The organism is Rhodococcus sp. NFXS4, from assembly GCF_058139645.1.
Window position 1 is genome coordinate 2,647,496 of record NZ_CP192221.1, and the last position, 17,816, is coordinate 2,665,311.

Genomic DNA, 17,816 nt, shown 5'->3' on the forward strand with positions numbered 1-17,816 from the left:
CTCGGCGCACTCGGCATCGCCGCCGAACCCGTGTTCGGCTTGTACCGTTGAACCATGACCAACACGCCTTTCGGATTCTCCAATTCCGACGACGACCCGGACAAGAACGAGGGGTCGAGCGGCGGCTCCGGCACGCCCGGAGGTGGTGCCGGCGGATTCGGTTTCGGCGCCGAGGGTTTCGATCCGGCGGCGCTCGGCCAGATGTTCACGCAGATGGGTCAGATGTTCAGCGGGATGGGATCCGGTGCCACGTCCGGACCGGTGAACTACGACCTGGCGAAGAAGCTGGCCCTCCAGCAGATCGGGTCCACCACCCCCGTGCGGGAGGGATCGAAGTCCGCCGTCGTCGACGCGGCGCACCTGGCGGAGCAGTGGCTGAACGAGGCCACCATCCTCCCGGCCGGCGCGGTGCGCACCGAGGCGTGGACTCCGCAGGAATGGTTGGACAACACGCTCGACACGTGGAAGCGGTTGTGCGATCCCGTCGCCGAGCAGATCTCCGGCATGTGGACCTCCGCGTTGCCGCCGGAGGCGCAACAGATGGTCGGTCCGATGATCGGCATGCTCGGTCAGATGGGCGGCATGGCGTTCGGCTCACAGCTGGGCCAGGCACTGGGCCAGCTGGCCAAGGAGGTCCTCACCTCGACCGACATCGGCCTGCCGCTCGGCCCGTCGGACACTGCGGCGCTGCTTCCCGACGCCGTCGCGGTGTTCAGCGAGGGCACCGAACTGCCCGAGCGCGAGGTCCTCGTGTTCCTCGCCGCGCGCGAGGTCGCCCACCACCGTCTCTACTCGCACGTGCCGTGGCTGCGTCAGCGCGTTCTGGCCACCGTCGAGGAGTACGCGCGCGGCATCCGGATGGACTTCGGTGCCATCGAGGAGGCGGCCCGCGGTATCGATCCGTCCGCGCTCACCGACCCGAGCCAGCTGGAGAAGATCCTGCAGCAGGGTGCGTTCGAGCCGCAGACGACCCCGGAGCAGAAGGCGGCCCTGGAGCGCCTCGAGACACTGCTGGCCCTCGTCGAGGGGTGGGTGGACACGGTGGTGACCACCGCTCTGGGCGAGCGGCTGCCGGGAGCGTCCGCGCTGTCGGAGACGATGCGGCGCCGTCGCGCGTCCGGCGGCCCGGCCGAGCAGACCTTCGCGACGCTCATCGGCCTCGAATTGCGGCCGCGCAAGGTGCGTGAAGCATCCGATCTGTGGCGTCGACTGACCGACGCTGCGGGTATCGACGGCCGCGACGGTGTGTGGGCCCACCCCGATCTGCTGCCCGACACCGCGGACCTCGACGACTCGTCGTCCTTCATCGATCGCATCGTGGGCGGGGACACCGGTTCCTTCGACGACCCCATCGCTCAGCTCGAGGAGTTCGAGCGCAAGCGCGCGGCCGAGAAGAAGGCCGAGGGAGACGACGAGGGCCCCGCCCCCGTCTGATTCCGTCGACCTGGGACTTCCCGACGCCCGCGTGACTGGATCGCAGGTCGGAGCGCCGCACACCTGTGGACAAGCGGCGCGAGACACCCCCGTCCGCAGTGTGGGGCGTGCCATCGTCTGCGCATGACGGAGACACGCCACGCGAGCTCGCCCGAGATCGCCCGCACGCGCGCCGACCGGGACGGCCTCCCGCACCTGGCCGAATCGGTCACGCTCCTCGTGCGCCGAGACGGTCGGCTGCAGGTCGGCTGGCATCCCGAGCGCCGGGTGGTCCTCACCCCGCCGGACGGCGTGACACCGGCCGTCATGGCCTCGGTGCTACGTCTCCTGGACGGACGGCGGTCGATACCCGACGTGTACTGGCGTGCAGCCGAACTCGGCGTGGACGCGGCAGTGCTCACCGCGGTGCAGGCCGAACTCGAACGACTGGGCGTACTCGGACGTCGTCGTCCGCGGTCGTCCGCCGTCCGCACGGTCCTCGTGCTGGGACGCGGTCCCCTGTCGGATGCAGTGTCCATCGGGTTGTCCCCGACGGGCCGCGTCCAGCGCCGGCACGTGTCACTCCCCCACAGACACGCGGACGTCGACTGCGTGGTCGTGGCGGACACCGTGCTCTGTGCCCCCGAGGTCTCCCGGGTGCTCATGGACGGCGGCATCCCGCACCTTCCCGTGCGGCTGCGCGACGGCGTCGGCGTGGTGGGACCGCTAGTCCTTCCCGGACACACGCCCTGCCTCGAGTGCGTCGAGCTGACGCGGTGCGACTACGACCGGGAGTGGCCGCACCTCGCCGCGCAGCTCCTCGGCACCGTCGGGTCCGCGAGCGGCGCCACCATCGCCGCCACCGCGGCGTTCGCGGTCGCGCAGGTCACCGAGTTCCTCGACGCACACGCGGACTCGCCCGCACCGATGACCGTCGGGCACAGCCTGGAGGTGGACCTCGTCGCCGCGGCCACCCGCCGTCGACGATGGCCGCGTCACCTGTTGTGCACCTGCGCTCGTCGGTGACGGACGGTGTGACGTGTCACGGATGCGCGGCCGGGTCTCGACCGGTCGCGGCGCGTCGGCCGATCGTCAGACATGATGGAGTCATGCCCGACATCCCCCGCAGCAGTTCCGCCCGGACAGCCAAGCTGGCCAGCATCCCCCTCGGGATGGCAGGCCGCGCAGCGATGGGCTTCGGACGCAAACTCGCGGGCGGAAATCGTGCGGAGATCGACGCCGAACTCAGCGCCAAGGCCGCCCAGCAGATGTTTGCCGTCCTCGGCGAACTCAAGGGCGGAGCGATGAAGTTGGGTCAGGCTCTCAGCGTCATGGAGGCGGCCGTACCCGAGGAGATGGCAGAGCCCTACCGCGAGGCGCTGACCAAGCTGCAGGCCGAGGCGCCCCCGATGCCGATCGCGACGGTCCATCGGGTGATGGATCAACAGCTCGGCACCGGGTGGCGCTCGCGCATCTCCGACTTCGACGACACGGCCACCGCGTCGGCCTCCATCGGGCAGGTGCACCGAGCGACCTGGTCCGACGGTCGCGACGTGGCGGTCAAGATCCAGTACCCGGGTGCGGACGAGGCGCTGAAGGCCGACCTCAAGACGCTGTCGCGTTTCGTCGGCATCCTCGGCACCATCGTGCCGGGTACCGACGTGAAGGCCGTCCTCGACGAGATGTCGGCGCGCACGGAGGAGGAACTCGACTACCGGATCGAAGGCGAGAACCAGCGTGCGTTCGCCGCGGTCTACGACGGGGACGAGAGATTCGCCGTGCCTCGTGTCGTGGCGAGTGCTCCCAAGGTGGTCATCACGGAGTGGATGGAAGGAACGTCCCTCTCCTCCGTCATCGCCACCGGAACCGCGGAGCAGCGCAACACCGCCGGCGAGAACCTGGCCCGTTTCCACTTCGAATCGGCGGAGCGCGTCCGCCGCATCCACGGCGATCCGCACCCCGGCAACTTCAAGTTGCTCGCCGACGGCAGGCTCGGCGTCATCGACTTCGGTGCGTGCCTCACTCTCCCCGACGGTCTGCCCCCGGAACTCGGTCGGATGGTGCGACTCTCGCGCGACGAGGAGTTCGACGAGCTGACGGAACTGCTGCGCGAGACGGGATTCGTGATTCCCGGCCGCGAGGTCACCGAGCAGGAGATCGCCGACTATCTCCGCCCCTTCACCGATCCGATCAAGACCGAGTCGTTCCACTTCACTCGAAAGTGGCTGCAGGGCACGGCAGGCAAGGCCGCGGACTTCAACGGTCCGCAGTTCCGTACGGCCCGGTCCCTCAATCTGCCGCCGCGGTACGCGGTGATCTTCCGCGTTCTCCTGGGATCGGTGGGCATCTGCGCCCAGCTCGACGCGAATGCTCCGTACATGGCGATTCTCACCGAGTGGATGCCCGGGTTCGCCGAGTAGCCGGGCGACACCCGCACCGACCGTCAAGCACAGACGACGGACGGTGCGGGTGTGACCGGGTTCTTGCGGGGACGGCCGCGAGACCGCTTGCGCGCGATGACGACTCCCTGATCGAAGATCTCGCCGCCCCACACTCCCCACGGCTCGGCACGATCGAGCGCCGCGTCGAGGCAACCCGACCTGATGGGGCAGTGTGCGCACAGCTGCTTGGCGCGTTCGAGACGGTCGGGCGACTCGGCGAACCAGAGATCCGGATCGGCTCGGCGGCACGGCAACTGATCTGCGACGAAGTCGTCGATGGCGGCCACGGACCGGTCGGTCGTGGTGTCGTCGGTGCGGCATGTCGTCCGGGTGGTGGCGGGTGACACGTCGTTCTCCTCTTCTGCTGCGATTCACGGTGGTGTCGAACTCGACAGATCTGGCGAGATCCGTGAACGGCGTCGAGGGGTGTCCCACGACGAAGGCCACGGTTCGCAGGTGCGAATCCGTGGCCTTCGACGAAGGAATGCTGTGCGGTGCCTATCGAGTGATGTCCCGATCGACTCCGGTGCCCACGGATGCGCGATGCGCCCAGCGCTCGCGGTGAAGGCGCGGCAAGGGTGCCACTCCGAAACCGTTCGTGCTCAGTGCGATTGCTTCGGCGACTGCGCCTGCGCCGGCTTTGTTCATGCCGGTGCTGCAGACGGCAGACTTCTGCTGCAGAAGCGCTGCGGTGGTGTAGATCTCCACGGGTGACACCTCCTTCGGCGGCGAGTCGGAATCGAGCAGGTCACGCACCGGAAACCCCCACGGGGCGCGCGGTACGAAATACACAGTAAACGGCTGCCTCAGACCGCACAACCCTTTTTCGACCTGCGGAGATGCGCTCACTCGGTGGCGGAGAGACGGGCGTCGACGAGCGCCAGGACGTCGGCTCCGAACCGCTCGAGCTTCTTCGCCCCGATACCCGGGATCGCGACGAGCCCGCGATCGTCGCGTGGCCGTTGCTCCGCGATGGCGGTCAGCGTGTTGTCGCTGAAGACCACGTAGGCAGGAACCTTGAGCGCCTTCGACGTCTCCGACCGCCAGGTCCGCAGGGATTCGAGCAGAGCGATGTCGACGTCGGACGGGCAGTTCTCACACCGGCCGAGCATGGTGGCCACCGTGCCGATGACGGGCTTGCCGCACACACGGCAGACCGGCCGCTTCTTGTGGACGGTGGGTGCGGCGATGCGCGATGCGGGCGACGACTCGGGAACCAGGTCGACCAGGAACCGCGAACGCCGACGCGACTTGCGACCGCCCTCGTTACGGGCCAGCGCCCAGGACAGTTCGAGGTGCTCCCTGGCGCGCGTCACACCCACGTACAACAGGCGACGCTCCTCCTCCACCGCGGCCTCGTCGGGCGACGAGTTGTTGTCTCCCAGAGCGTGACTGATGGGCAGCGTGCCGTCGGTGAGACCGACGAGGAAGACCGCGTCCCATTCGAGTCCCTTGGCGGCGTGCAGTGACGCCAGCGTGACCCCCTCCACCACCGGAGGGTGCCGAGCCTCCGCGCGCATCGCGAACTCACGCACCAGTCCCTCGAGATCGAGATCGGGTACCTGGACGACGAGATCCCCGGTCAGCGCGACGAGAGCCCGCAACGCAGCCCACTTCTCCCGCGCCTGAGCACCGTTGGGTTCCGTCGCCGACAGTCCCAGGGGAGCCAGCACCGCCTCCACGAGCCGCGGCAGGCCGGCCCCGCTGCGTGCGTCGGACGGCAGGTCGTCCCGGGCGGCGCTCGACCGAACGGCGGCGACGGCCGACCGGACGTCCTGCCGCTGGAAGAAGCTCTCGCCGCCGCGGATCTGATACGGAATTGCCAGATCCGTCAGCGCCTTCTCGTGCGCCTCGGAATGAGCGTTGATGCGATAGAGCACAGCGATCTCGGACGGCGCCGTGCCGGTACGGATCAAGCGTTGAATGGTGCGCGCGACGCCCGCTGCCTCGGACACCTCGTCGTCGTACTCCACGAAGGTGGGGTCCGGTCCCGCCGCGCGCTGTCCGATGAGCTGGAGCCGTGTCCCCGCGATGCGCCCCTTCGCCGCGCCGATGACCTTGTTGGCGAGCCCGACGACCTCCGGAGTGGACCGGTAGTCGCGCTCGAGGCGCACCACCGTCGCCTCCGGGAACCGCCGCGAGAAGTCGAGCAGGAACCGCGGTGTGGCCCCGGTGAAGGAGTAGATGGTCTGGTTGGCGTCGCCGACCACCGTCAGGTCGTCCCGATCGCCCAGCCAGGCGTCCAACACACGCTGCTGCAGTGGAGTGACGTCCTGGTACTCGTCCACGACGAAGCACCGGTACCGCTCGCGGAACTCCTGTGCGACGGACGGGCTGTTCTCGAGCGCCGCCGCCGTGTGCAGCAGCAGATCGTCGAAGTCGAGGAGCACAGCATCGGGATCGCGGTTCTTGAGTTCCTCGTAACCCTCGTAGACCGCGGCGACACGATCCGCGTCGGTCGGCGTGTCGCGGTGCAGTCGTGCGGCGGCGGCCGGATAGTCCTCGGGCGCGATCAGCGAGGCCTTGGCCCACTCGATCTCACCCGCCAGGTCGCGGACACTGTCGGTGGACGTCGAGACGCCGGCAGCGGAGGCGGCCTGCCCGATGACGCCGAACTTGCGATCCAGCAGACGCCAGTCCGTGTTTCCCACGACCTGCGGCCAGAAGTACTTGAGCTGCCGCATCGCGGCGGCATGGAACGTGCGCGCCTGCACCTGCCCGTCGGACGACTGCCCCCGGATACCGAGGACGCGGAGCCGTTCGCGCATCTCCCCCGCAGCTCGCGCGGTGAAGGTGACGGCGAGGACCTGACTCGGCTTGACGTGCCCGTCCGCGACGAGGTGGGCGATGCGACGGGTGATCGTCCTGGTCTTGCCGGTTCCTGCACCCGCGAGCACACACACGGGGCCTCGCGGAGCGAGCACGGCGGCCGACTGTTCGGGGTCGAGACCCTCCACCGCATCCCTGTCGTTCACGTGGCCATCATGTCAGCCCGCACCGACACCGCCGGCGCGCCCACCGCCCGATCGGAACAACCGTCGATGACTCCGCGTTGAGAGTTGCGTGACCACAGCACAGCAGAAAGACACAGCCCACGTGCCCGCAGTGACGATGTACTCGACGACCTGGTGCGGCTACTGCCGACGTCTCAAGACGCAGCTCGACGAGAACGGCATCGCCTACACGGAGATCGACATCGAGAAGGATCCCGCGTCCGCCGAGTTCGTCGGGAGCGTCAACAACGGAAACCACGTCGTGCCGACTCTGAAGTACGCCGACGGCTCCACTGCGACCAACCCCAGCCTCGCGCAGGTCAAGAAGGCCATCGGCCTGAACTGAGCCGCGGGCGCTCGCGTTCGTCAGGACTCGAGCGCCGCCCACGACTCCACCATCGCGCGGGCGATGGAGATGCTTCCCGGAAGCAGGAGCGGAGCGTCCTCCGAGGCGCTCCAGTCCCCGGCGGCGAGGGCGGTGCGTACCTCGTCACGGGTGAACCATCGCGCCTCCGCGATCTCACCGTCGTTGAACGACAGCGGTTGTGCGGCGTTCGCGCGCGCCGCGAACCCGATCATCACCGAGCGCGGGAACGGCCAGGGTTGACTGCCGAGATAGGTGATGTCGGACACGTCGAGACCGACCTCCTCGCCCACCTCGCGGCTCACGCACGTCTCGAGCGACTCCCCCGCCTCCACGAAACCGGCGAGCACCGACATCCGACGCTCCGGCCACATCGGCTGGCGTGCGAGGAGGACGCGGTCCGCCCCGTCGTGCACGAGGACGATGATCGCCGGGTCGGACCGAGGCCACTCCTCGTGGCCCGTGAGGGTGCTGGTGCGGGACCACCCCGCCGACGAGAGCACGGTCGGTGATCCGTCGCGCGCACTGAATGCCGCTGACCGGTGCCAGTTCAACAACGCCACCGCCGTCACGACCAGCCCTGCCGACGACTCCGTGAGGACGTCACCGAACGACCGCAGATCCGTCACCTCGCCGGCGATTGCGGAGACGGAGACCGCCCAGACGTGGTGGTCGTCGACGACTCCCAGGAACACCGCGTCCTCCGGCGGCGAGTCCGCCGTGTCGACGGCCGGTACGAGCGCCACTCGACCGTCCTCGACCGGCACGCGACCCTGACTGTCCACGCGCAACAGCCGTGCGGTGGGCCACCCTGCGGCGAGTGCCGCGTCGTCGCGACGCAATTCCTCGGCGCGGTCGATCGGGGAACGCGAGAGCATGGGCTCGGACAGAAGTCGGAAGGACACGTCACGACCCTACTGACCGGGTCCGACGGCGGCAGATCCGGTGCACCGCAGTGCGGCTGGTCAGTTGGAGACGCGTCGGATGTAGAGCAGTCTGTCGTCCGCCTCGATCGCATCGACCTCGGGCGAACCGACCCGCACCAGGCGACCGTCACGGACCACACCGAGCACGATGTCCGACAGGTGGCGGGGCGATCCGCCGACCTCGTCGCGTTCGACCTCGCGCTCGGCGATCGCGAAGCCCGCCTCGGGGGTCAGCAGATCCTCCATCATCTCCACGACGCTCGGCGTGGTCGTCGCGATACCCAGCAGTCGCCCGGCGGTCTCCGAGGAGACCACCACGGAATCGGCGCCCGACTGGCGCAGGAGATGCACGTTCTCCGCCTCGCGCACCGCGGCCACGATCTTCGCCTTGGGCGCGATCTCCCGCGCCGTGAGCGTCACCAGCACGGCGGTGTCGTCCCGGTTGGTCGCGACGATGATCGACGCGGCGTACTGAGCACCGGTCAGGCGCAGGACGTCCGACCGGGTGGCCGAGCCCTGCACGGTCACCAGGCCCAGGTTGCTCGCCGCGTCCAGGGACGACTGATCGGTGTCGACGACCACGATGTCCGAGGCCGACACCCCGTCTCCGAGCATCGCGGCGATCGCGGTGCGACCCTTCGTGCCGTACCCGACGACCACGGTGTGATTGCGCACGTTGCGCCTCCATCGCTGAATCTTGAACGCCTGGCGCGAACGTTCGGTGAGCACTGACAGGGTGGTGCCGACGAGCAGGATCAGGAAGAAGACGCGCAGCGGCGTGATGACCAGGATGTTCACCAGGCGCGCGGACGGGGTGATGGGCGCGATGTCGCCGTAGCCGGTGGTCGACAGCGACACGGTCGTGTAATAGAAAGCGTCGAGGAAGGACAGCTGATTGTCCTGGTTGTCGGCGTACCCGTCCCGGTCCACGTAGACGACCATGGCGGCCACGAAGAGCGTGGCGAGCGCGATGATGATGCGCTGGTAGATCGCCCGCCAGGGGCTCTGCTCGAACTCCGGGATCCGCAGGACACCCACCAGTGCGAAGTCGGGGCGATCCGTGAGTCCGGTGTCGGTGTTCAGCAGCCGATTCCGCAACCGTCCTGCCATGAATGTGGTCCTCGTCCGTCGCTCGTGGTCGTCGATCCGCCTCGTCGGCTGCCGTGACTGTATCGGAGCATCGAGCCGCCGACCCCCATCAGTCGCTGCAGAACTCCGGTGCTCCACCGTCCTGTTGGCAACGAGCAGACGATGGTGCAGGCTGCGACCATGACGCTCCGTACCCTGCCGCTGCTCGATTCCGTTCGACTCCCGTCGCGCCGACGGGCGGCGGACAGGGCGGCGCAGCGACTCGCGGTCCTCCTCGGCGGAGCCGGTGTCCTGCACTTCGTCACACCGGCGCCGTTCGATTCCCAGGTGCCGCACGTGCTCCCCGGATCACCGCGGACGTACACGTACGTGTCGGGAGTGGCGGAGCTCGGACTGGCGGCCGGACTGATCGTTCCCCGCACTCGTCGCCTGGCCGGCGCCGCGGCCGCCGCCTTCTTCGTGGCCGTGTTCCCGGCCAACCTGCAGATGGCCGCGTCGTGGTTGCAGAGCGAGAAGACCTCGACCGCGATGAAGGTGGGGGTCGTGGCTCGACTGCCGCTGCAGATCCCGCTGATCACGCAGTCCTGGAAGGTGTACCGCGACGCGCGCTGATCACGTCGCCGGGTCCGCGCCCGCCGTGGAGATGATCTCCGCCAACCGTTCCGCGTCCGGGAGATCCGTCGGAGACACGGTGACTCCCGATCGCACGTAGTGGAAGGCCGCCCGCACCGTGGTGAGGGGCACCGGCTCGGAGCGGGTCGCCGACATCAGCTCCGCCCAGGCGAGTCGGTAGGCGGCGAGCTGGATCGCCACCGCACGTTCCTCGGCCGGTGTCGGCTGCGCGCCGGTCTTCCAGTCCACCACCGTCCAGCCACCGTCGGAGTCCGCGAACACGGCGTCCATCCGTCCCCGCAACACGACTCCACCGACCGACGTCTCGAACGGGACCTCCACCTCGACGGGACTGCGCAACGCCCACGGTGACGCGTCGAACGCACGCTGCAGCTCCTCGAGGTCCGTGTCGGCGGCCGAGGCGCCGTCCGCCGCGCCGGGCAGCTCGTCCAGGTCGAGTAGGCGGGTCGCCCCGAAGCGTCGTTCGACCCAGGCGTGGAACGCGGTGCCGCGACGCGCCAAGGGGTTGGGCGCGAACGGGACCGGTCGCCGCAGCGTCGATGCCAGGGCGTCCGGATCCGCGACCAGGTGGACCACCTGGCTCACCGACATGGTGTCGGGCACGACGACGTCGGTTTCCGGCCGCGACACCGCATCACGTTCGGCGAGAAGCAGGTCGACGTCACGCGCCCACCCGTCGGGATCGTCGTCGTCCCGATTCTCGGACGACGATTCCTCGACCGATGCCGACTCGACGAGTGCGGCGCGCACGGCTGCAGACCCCATGATCACGTCCTCACGGCGGGCACCCAGCGGATCGGCCGGCCAGAGTGCCGTCAGTTCGACTGTCGCGTAGGGGTTGTCGGCTCCGTCCGGCGGAGTGGGTTCCCAGTGCTGCACGGTCCCGATCTCCGCGCCGCCGATCGCCGAGGTGGTCTCGACGAGGCCGTGCAGTTCGGCGAGGAACGACGAGGGACCCTTCGGCGACGAGGCGCCGGGAGCCCAGTGGTGCGCCGAGACCAGCAACACCCGCTCGGTGCGCGTGAGGGCGACGTAGAACAACCGTCGGTCCTCGTCGAGTCGGCGACGTGCGAGCGCAGCCTTGTGTTCGGTGACGGCGTCGGCGATGTCGCCGCGGTGCGTCGCGCCCTCGAGATCGAGAACGGGGACGCCCCCGGCGTCGTCACCCGGAATCGCCCTGTCACCGCGCAGGGACGGCGGTAGCTCGGCCACCGAGCCCAACCAGGACGCGGACGACCTGGTGGACGGGAACACGCTCTCGCAGACGTGCGGTACCGCCACGACCTCCCACTCCAGACCCTTGGCGGAGTGCACGGTGAGCACCTGCACCCGGTGCGGGTCGACGTCGACCTCGCCGGGCGCGAGGCCGTCCTCCACGGACTCGGCGGCGGACAGGAAGGACAGCAGTCCGGTGAGAGTCGCCGTCTGCTGATCGCCGTACTCCGCGACCACCTCGGCGAAGGCGTCGAGATGCTCGCGCCCGCCCGCGTCCCCCGACGGACGACGTGCCCCCGCCTCCACGTCGATCCCGAGCACTCGCTCGACGTCGGCGACCAGATCGGGAAGTGGCTGACCGAGCCGGTGGCGCAGTGACTGCAGTTCCCCGCCGAGGGCGAGGATGCGCCGATGTCCCGCCTCGGAGTAGCGCGACGGGTCGCCCGGATCCGCCAGGGCGTCCACCAGCCCGGACTGTTCCGATCGCTCCCCGGGCATGCCGTCCTCGAGCGCGCGCCCCAACTCATCGGCGTCGGTGACCGTGCCCGTCCGCCCGCGGCCGGTGTGCGCCGCGATCTCCCGCGCTCGCCTCCACAGGGCACGCAGATCGGCGGCACCCAGTTGCCAGCGCGAGCCGGTGAGCACGCGCATGGCGGCGCTGCCGGCCAGCGGGTCGCTCACCAGCCGCAGCATCGCCACGAGGTCGGCGACCTCGGGCGTCCGGAGCAGCCCACCGAGTCCGACGACCTCGACGGGCAGGCCTGCGCCGCGCAGAACCTCGGCCATCGGCCCCGCATCGGCGTTGCGCCGCACCAGGACCGCCGCGGTGGGCGGAGTGCGCCCGTCCTCCCGCGCCGTGCGGTACTCCCGCGCGATCGCCTCGGCGATCCACCGGCGCTCGTCGTCCACCGTGGTGGTCAGCGCGAGCCGGACATCGCCGGGCACCGCACCGGGACGCGCGCGCAACTCGTCCACCGCGACACCGCGCATGCGCAACGGGGCAGCCACCGCATTGGCCAGCGCGAGCGCCTCGGGCGGGTTGCGCCAGCTGGTCGACAACTGACGCACCGGGGCCGGGTAGCGCGCCGAGCGTGGGAAGTCGGTAGCGAACCGGGGAAGGTTCGCGGCGGACGCACCGCGCCAGCCGTAGATCGACTGCATCGGGTCGCCGACGGCCGTAACCGTCAGAGTGGAGTCACGGCCACCCCCGAACAGCGAGGACAGCAGGACGCGCTGCGCGTGACCGGTGTCCTGGTACTCGTCCAGCAGCACCAGCCGGCACCGCGTGCGCTCGTCGCGGCCCACGTCCGGGTGGTCCGCCGCGACACGGGCGGCCAGGGACATCTGCCGCCCGAAGTCGAGCAGTCCGTCACGGGTCATGACCTCGTGGAGCCGCGCCACCAGGGGCAGCAGATCGAGCCGGTGTTCCTGCACCTGCAGTATGCCCAGCAGGTCCTTGGTGGGACCGCCGCTCTTCTGCTTCGGGCCCGGTGGCAGATGGTGGATCAGCTTCTCGAGCTCTGTGTGGGCCTCTCCCAGGTCGCCCGGTTCGACCAGGTGCTCGGCGAGCTGACCGGACAGGGCGAGCACGGATTCCGTGATCGACGCCGGTGCCCGGTCCAGTGGGACGTCGCCGTCCCATGCGGCCACCACGCGGTGGGCCAGCTGCCACAGCTCGGTCTCCGACACGAGGGTCGTGGACGGTTCGAGCGGCAGCACCATGCCGTGGCGTTGGAGTAGTCGGCCCGCGTACGAGTGGTACGTGCTCACCTCGGGCTCGCCCGACAAGACGGTGCGCCGCAGCTCACCGGACGCATCGAGACGCCGCAGCAGGTCGGACCCGGCCAATCGGGCCAGTCGTTGGCGAATGCGCGTGGTGAGCTGCTGAGCGGCCTTGCGCGTGAAGGTCAGGCCCAGCACCTCCTCCGGCCGGACCAGACCGTTGGCCACCATCCAGACCACTCGCGCCGCCATGGTCTCCGTCTTGCCGGCGCCGGCGCCGGCGACGACCAGCAACGGACCGCGCGGAGCCGCGATGATCTCCGACTGCTCGTCGGTGGGCGGGAACTGGCCGAGAGCGACGGCGACCTCGGCGGGGCTCACTCGGGCCACGTCTCTCATCCTTCGGTCACCTGCCTGCCTCTGTCCTGTGCCGGGCAGGACGACGCTATCGGGCAGTGCCGACAGCCGTCGTTGACGCGAGCCTCGAACACCGGGCCCCGCGTGGCACGCGCCGCGTCGACGACGACGGTGCGCCACTGCTCGAGGGTCTCCCCCGTGAGTGCTGCCTGCGCTCGTTCGGTGGCACCGGTCCTGGTGTGCGGCTTGGCGACGTAGACCAACCGCCCGCCGCCGGGACTGCCGGCCGGTTCGCCCTCGACCGCACCGGCGGCGAGTGCCACCTGATACGTCGCGAGCTGCGCGTGCTCGGCCGTCGCCGCGGCCGTCGCCGCGTTCTTACCGGTCTTGACGTCGACGACCACGGGTCGTCCGTCGGGGTCACGTTCGAGCCGATCGATCCGTCCGCGCAGCGCGACGGCGGGCTCGTCCGGCGTGCGCGGTTCCAACACCCCGTCCACCGGCACCTCGACACCGGCCTCCGTCAGCTCGCCGCGTGAGCGTGACATCCACTCCTGGAACGTCTCGATCATGGTGGCGGTACGTGCGAGCTCCTTGCGCGAGAACCACGCAGATCCGAGATCGACTGCCACCCAGGCTTTCTCCAGCTCTCTGCGCACCTCGTCCGGCGGCACCCGGCCGGCCACTGCCTGCACCAGCGTGTGCACCAGCGTTCCGGTGACCGCGTGCACGGTGTCGCCGTCGGTGCCCCCGTTGCGTTCGAGCGCCCACCGCAGCGGGCACGCGGTGAGCACCTCCACCGTGGACGGCGACAACGACACCGGCCCGTCCGCCGGATCCCACAGCGGCAACTCGGTACTGGTTCCGGACAGCCCGTACCACTCGTCCGGGTGGGCGCCGCGCACCCCTTCCCTCGCCAGTCGCGCCAGGTGCCGTGCGGCGCGCGCACGGCGGTCGGGGTCGTTCTCCGCGACACGACGGTCGCACACGACCGCACGCAGCTCGGCGACCAGAGCGGGCAACGCGAGCACCCGGCCGAGAGGCGCGGTGGGGCCGGCACCGGAGTCGCTCTCGTCGACGTCCGAGTACCGCACGGCATCGGACGCGAGCAGGTCGTCCACGAACCTCGACCGCACGGTGTCCGCGCCACCGGTCACCGAGTCGACGGCGGTGACGAGCAGGCTCGACCGTGCGCGGCTGCACGCCACCAGGAACAGGCGACGTTCCTCCGCGAGCAACGGTGCGGTCCGCGAGACCCGATCGTCCAACTCGCGATCGCCGTCGGAGACACCCGCGGCGAGATCCACCAGGGCCTCGACCCCGAGCAGCGATCCGCGCGGGCGCAGCGCGGGCCACAGTCCCTCCTGTACGCCCGCCACCGCGACGACGTCCCACTCGCGCCCGACCGCGGCATGGGCACTCAGAATCCGCACCGCGTCGGGAACGATCGCGGGACGCCGCCCGTCGCCCACGGGAACCTCCTGGTCGGTGACGTACTCGACGAACCCCTCCAGGGTGCCGCGCGGGAGTGCGTCGACGTACGCGGCCGCGGCGTCGAACAACGCGACGACGCTGTCCAGATCCCGATCTGCCTGCACGCCGAGAGGCCCACCCCGGGCGGACGACGCCACCCACCGGCGTTCGAGCCTGGTGGCCCGCCACCCGGCCCAGAGTGCGTCCTCGACGCGACGACCGGCCGGGCCCACCGCCTTCGCGATGGCCGTGACCACGGCACGGACGCGGGTGAGCGGTGCCTTCTCGACGTCGGACAGACGTGCGACGAGCGGGTCGACCGAGGAGCCGATCATCGCGGCGCGCAGCAGCACGGACGAGTCCCGCTCGCCGCCCTCGGCCACGTCGCCCCGCCGTAGCCCGCGACGCAGTCTGCGGACGGCGAGCGGATCCGCCCCTCCGATGGGACCTTCGAGCAGTGCCAACGCAGCGTCGTCGGAGAACACCGCCGCCGACCGCTCGGGTGCGCACCGGGCAGCGGCGACCGCACGCATCGCGAGCAGCAGGGCAGCCGCACCACGGTGCCGATGCAGGGGCACGGCCGTGGCGGACGACACCACCGGCACCCCCGCGGCGTGCAGCGCGCGACGCAGGGACGGCAGCGACCGCGGAACGGAGCGGACGACGACGGCCATCTCCGACCAGGGCACGCCGTCGGCGAGATGCGCGCGGCGGAACGTGTCGGCGATGGCGGTGGCCTCCTTCGCCGTCGAGGACGCGACGACCACCCGCACCGGCGGAACCGCGCGGGTCTCCTCCTCGGCCGACGGGTGTTCGTCCTCCGCCCTGTCGTCGCGGAACTGCGTGCCGACACGGTGTGCGACCCGACCGGACAGGTGCGCGGTGATCGCCCGCTGCACCGAGCCGACACCGGAGTCCGAACGGTGGTTGCGGGACAACACGACACGACGACCACCGTGCCCGTCGTCCAGATCGGTGAGGAAGTGCGCGTCCGCGCCGCGGAAGGAGAAGACCGCCTGATCGGGATCGCCGGCGACGACGGTGGACGACGCACCGGCGGAGAGCAGCCGCACCAGCTGGGCCGCCTGCGGATCGAGGTGCTGGGCATCGTCCACCAGCACGTGGCGGATGCGCCGACGTTCGGAGACGAGCAGGTCCGGATCCGTCGCGAACGCCGTGAGCGCTGCACCCACGAGCTCGGCCGCGTCCAGTCCGGGCGACGTGGCCTCCGGAGTCTCGACGCCGACCGATCCTCGAAGCAACATCGCCTGTTCGTACTGTGCGGCGAACTTGCCCGCAGCTACCCACTCGGGCCGAGAGTGCTTCCGCCCCCACGCGATCAGGTCCTCCGGACCGAGCCCGCGTTCCGCGGCGCGCAGGACGAGATCACGGAGCTCGGACGCGAAGCCCATCAGTCCGAGCGCCGGGCGCACGCGCTCCGGCCACCGGGCGGCGCCGTCCGCAATCTCACCGCGGAGCATCTCGCGGATCACGGAGTCCTGCTCCGCGTTGGTGAGGAGACGCGGCGGCGGATTGCCGTAGGCGGACGCCTGCAACCGCAGCACGGCGAAGGCGTACGAGTGCACCGTGCGTACGAGTGGCTCGCGTGTCGCGCGGGGCTCGGAGGACACGCCCAACAGCCCGGCGGTGATCTGCTCGCGCATGTCGACGGCCGCCTGACGCGAGTGCGTGAGCACCAGGACCGACTCCGGATCGCTTCCCGGCGCCGTCATCCGCGCCACCGCCACATCGGCGACGAGCGCGGTCTTCCCGGTGCCCGGACCGCCCAGAACCTGCCACGGCCGGGAGTCGCCGGGCTCACTCGGCGCGACCAGCGGCGCACACTCCTGCGGCCACGTGCGCACCTGCGCGACACGGTGCGTCCGGCGCACCAGCCGGATACCGCCACGGGTGACAGCCGCGTCTCCGGTGGTGCCCGCGCCGTCGTCGTTCATGAGGCGCATTGCATCATGGGAGTCCGACACACCCCCAGTTCCCACACAGCCCCCTCTCCGAGACCGACTCGGTTCCGCCACCGCGTCGACACTCGACCGCTCAGGAGACCCCATGCCGACGACCTCCGAATCCCCCGCCCCCACGACGGATGCCGACGACGTCGCCGTGTACGGCCCGGCGTCCGGACCGGTGGTCCTGGCGATCCACGGCATGACCGGCCACGGCAGGCGCTGGCATCGGTGGAGCGAGCACCTGCCCGAGGCCCGCGTCGTCGCTCCGGACCTGGTGGGTCACGGCAGGGCACCGTGGACTCCGCCGTGGTCGATCGAGCGCCAGGTCGATCGGCTGGCCGACGTCCTACGGGCCCACTCGGCCGGGCCCGTCGTCGTGGTCGGCCACTCCTACGGGGGCGCGCTCGCGATCCATCTCGCGAGGTCGTTCCCGTCGCTCGTCGCGGGACTGGTGCTGCTCGATCCCGCCATCGGCCTGCCGCCGGACTCGATGCTGGAGACGGCGCAGTCGACGGTGATGTACGACGACTACACCGATGCCGCGGAGGCACGCTCGGAGAAGCTCCACGGTGCGTGGTCCGACGTCCACCCGGCTCTCGTCGACGAGGAGATCGCCGAGCACCTGGTGGACACCGACGACGGGCGAGTGCGATGGCGGACGTCGACGGCCGCCGTCGTCGCGTCGTGGGGCGAGCTCGCGCGCCCGTTCGTGCTGCCGCCCAGTGACATTCCGGTCACCGTCGTGCGCGCCGCGCGGGTGGACCCGCCGTACCTCACACCGGAGTTCCGGGACGCACTCGTCCGCTCGTCGCCGGACGTGCGGATCGTCGACCTGGACTGCGACCACATGGTGCCGCAGGCGAAGGGTCCCGAATCGGCAGCTCTGGTCGACGAGATGATCCGACGCGTGACGACGTCGTGAGCCGCATCACCGACGAACAGGTCGAGGCCGTGCGCGCCGTCGTGGCCGCAGTCCCCGCGGGCAGTGTCACCACGTACGGCGACATCGCCCGGGTCGTCGGACTGCCAAGCCCACGCATCGTCGCGTGGATCATGCGGACGGACTCCTCCGATCTGCCGTGGCACCGGGTCATCCGTGCCGACGGCCGCCCGGCTCCCCACCTCGTGACACGTCAACTCGCGGCGCTGGCCGAGGAGGGGGTGTCGTCCGTCGACGGCCGCATCGCTCTGGCGTCGGTCCGGTACCGCCACGAGCCCTGATC

Annotated in this window: 14 protein-coding genes; 7 read left to right on the forward strand and 7 right to left on the reverse strand. The window is 70.4% G+C overall.

From position 1 onward, the window contains the following. Window positions 1-54 precede the first annotated feature (54 nt). The 3 genes from J4E04_RS12385 (at window position 55) to J4E04_RS12395 (ending at window position 3,833) form a co-directional block, all read left to right on the forward strand. Window positions 55-1,434, forward strand: coding sequence for a zinc-dependent metalloprotease (locus J4E04_RS12385; protein ID WP_307093254.1), 1,380 nt, complete (start codon window positions 55-57; stop codon window positions 1,432-1,434). A gap of 123 nt (window positions 1,435-1,557) precedes the next feature. Then, a complete protein-coding gene (locus tag J4E04_RS12390; protein WP_490148698.1) occupies window positions 1,558-2,439 on the forward strand; it encodes a hypothetical protein in 882 nt (293 codons plus the stop codon). An 83-nt stretch (window positions 2,440-2,522) separates the two neighbouring features. Then, the gene (locus tag J4E04_RS12395) at window positions 2,523-3,833 is read left to right on the forward strand and encodes an ABC1 kinase family protein (protein WP_027506825.1); all 1,311 of its coding nucleotides are present in this window, start codon (window positions 2,523-2,525) and stop codon (window positions 3,831-3,833) included. Window positions 3,834-3,856: 23 nt separating this feature from the next. On the opposite strand, the gene J4E04_RS12400 is transcribed toward J4E04_RS12395, so the two are convergent. The 3 genes from J4E04_RS12400 to J4E04_RS12410 form a co-directional block, all read right to left on the reverse strand. Beyond that, window positions 3,857-4,201 (reverse strand): WhiB family transcriptional regulator, encoded by a 345-nt coding sequence (locus J4E04_RS12400; RefSeq protein WP_156380535.1) that lies wholly within the window; start codon window positions 4,199-4,201, stop codon window positions 3,857-3,859. Window positions 4,202-4,352: 151 nt separating this feature from the next. Beyond that, entirely contained in the window at window positions 4,353-4,610 is a 258-nt protein-coding gene (locus J4E04_RS12405) for a hypothetical protein (RefSeq protein ID WP_490148699.1), read from the reverse strand. Between the two features lie 89 nt (window positions 4,611-4,699). Continuing rightward, complete coding sequence (locus J4E04_RS12410) at window positions 4,700-6,829, reverse strand: ATP-dependent DNA helicase UvrD2 (RefSeq protein ID WP_490148700.1); 2,130 nt, start codon at window positions 6,827-6,829, stop codon at window positions 4,700-4,702. Between the two features lie 136 nt (window positions 6,830-6,965). Between J4E04_RS12410 and J4E04_RS12415 the strand changes: the two genes are divergently transcribed. Further along, entirely contained in the window at window positions 6,966-7,193 is a 228-nt protein-coding gene (locus tag J4E04_RS12415) for a mycoredoxin (RefSeq protein WP_037186837.1), read from the forward strand. 20 nt (window positions 7,194-7,213) lie between these two features. Here J4E04_RS12415 and nudC read toward each other — a convergent pair whose 3' ends face one another. Together nudC and J4E04_RS12425 are read right to left on the reverse strand one after the other, a co-directional pair. Beyond that, window positions 7,214-8,089 (reverse strand): NAD(+) diphosphatase, encoded by an 876-nt coding sequence (nudC, locus tag J4E04_RS12420; RefSeq protein WP_490150548.1) that lies wholly within the window; start codon window positions 8,087-8,089, stop codon window positions 7,214-7,216. An 87-nt stretch (window positions 8,090-8,176) separates the two neighbouring features. Next, window positions 8,177-9,247 (reverse strand): potassium channel family protein, encoded by a 1,071-nt coding sequence (locus J4E04_RS12425; RefSeq protein ID WP_027506830.1) that lies wholly within the window; start codon window positions 9,245-9,247, stop codon window positions 8,177-8,179. Window positions 9,248-9,406: 159 nt separating this feature from the next. Here J4E04_RS12425 and J4E04_RS12430 point away from each other — a divergent pair, with 159 nt between their 5' ends. Beyond that, window positions 9,407-9,838, forward strand: coding sequence for a DoxX family protein (locus J4E04_RS12430; RefSeq protein ID WP_285188878.1), 432 nt, complete (start codon window positions 9,407-9,409; stop codon window positions 9,836-9,838). Here J4E04_RS12430 and J4E04_RS12435 read toward each other — a convergent pair whose 3' ends face one another. After that, the gene (locus J4E04_RS12435; protein WP_490148701.1) at window positions 9,839-13,195 is read right to left on the reverse strand and encodes an ATP-dependent helicase; all 3,357 of its coding nucleotides are present in this window, start codon (window positions 13,193-13,195) and stop codon (window positions 9,839-9,841) included. Then, window positions 13,192-16,581, reverse strand: coding sequence for an ATP-dependent helicase (locus tag J4E04_RS12440; protein WP_490148702.1), 3,390 nt, complete (start codon window positions 16,579-16,581; stop codon window positions 13,192-13,194). Before J4E04_RS12440 ends, J4E04_RS12435 begins: the two co-directional genes overlap by 4 nt. Window positions 16,582-16,693: 112 nt before the next feature. Between J4E04_RS12440 and J4E04_RS12445 the strand changes: the two genes are divergently transcribed. Next, window positions 16,694-17,515, forward strand: a complete 822-nt coding sequence (locus tag J4E04_RS12445) for an alpha/beta fold hydrolase (RefSeq protein WP_490148703.1) — start codon at window positions 16,694-16,696, stop codon at window positions 17,513-17,515. Beyond that, window positions 17,512-17,814 (forward strand): MGMT family protein, encoded by a 303-nt coding sequence (locus J4E04_RS12450; protein WP_222638660.1) that lies wholly within the window; start codon window positions 17,512-17,514, stop codon window positions 17,812-17,814. Before J4E04_RS12445 ends, J4E04_RS12450 begins: the two co-directional genes overlap by 4 nt. Window positions 17,815-17,816 lie beyond the last annotated feature (2 nt).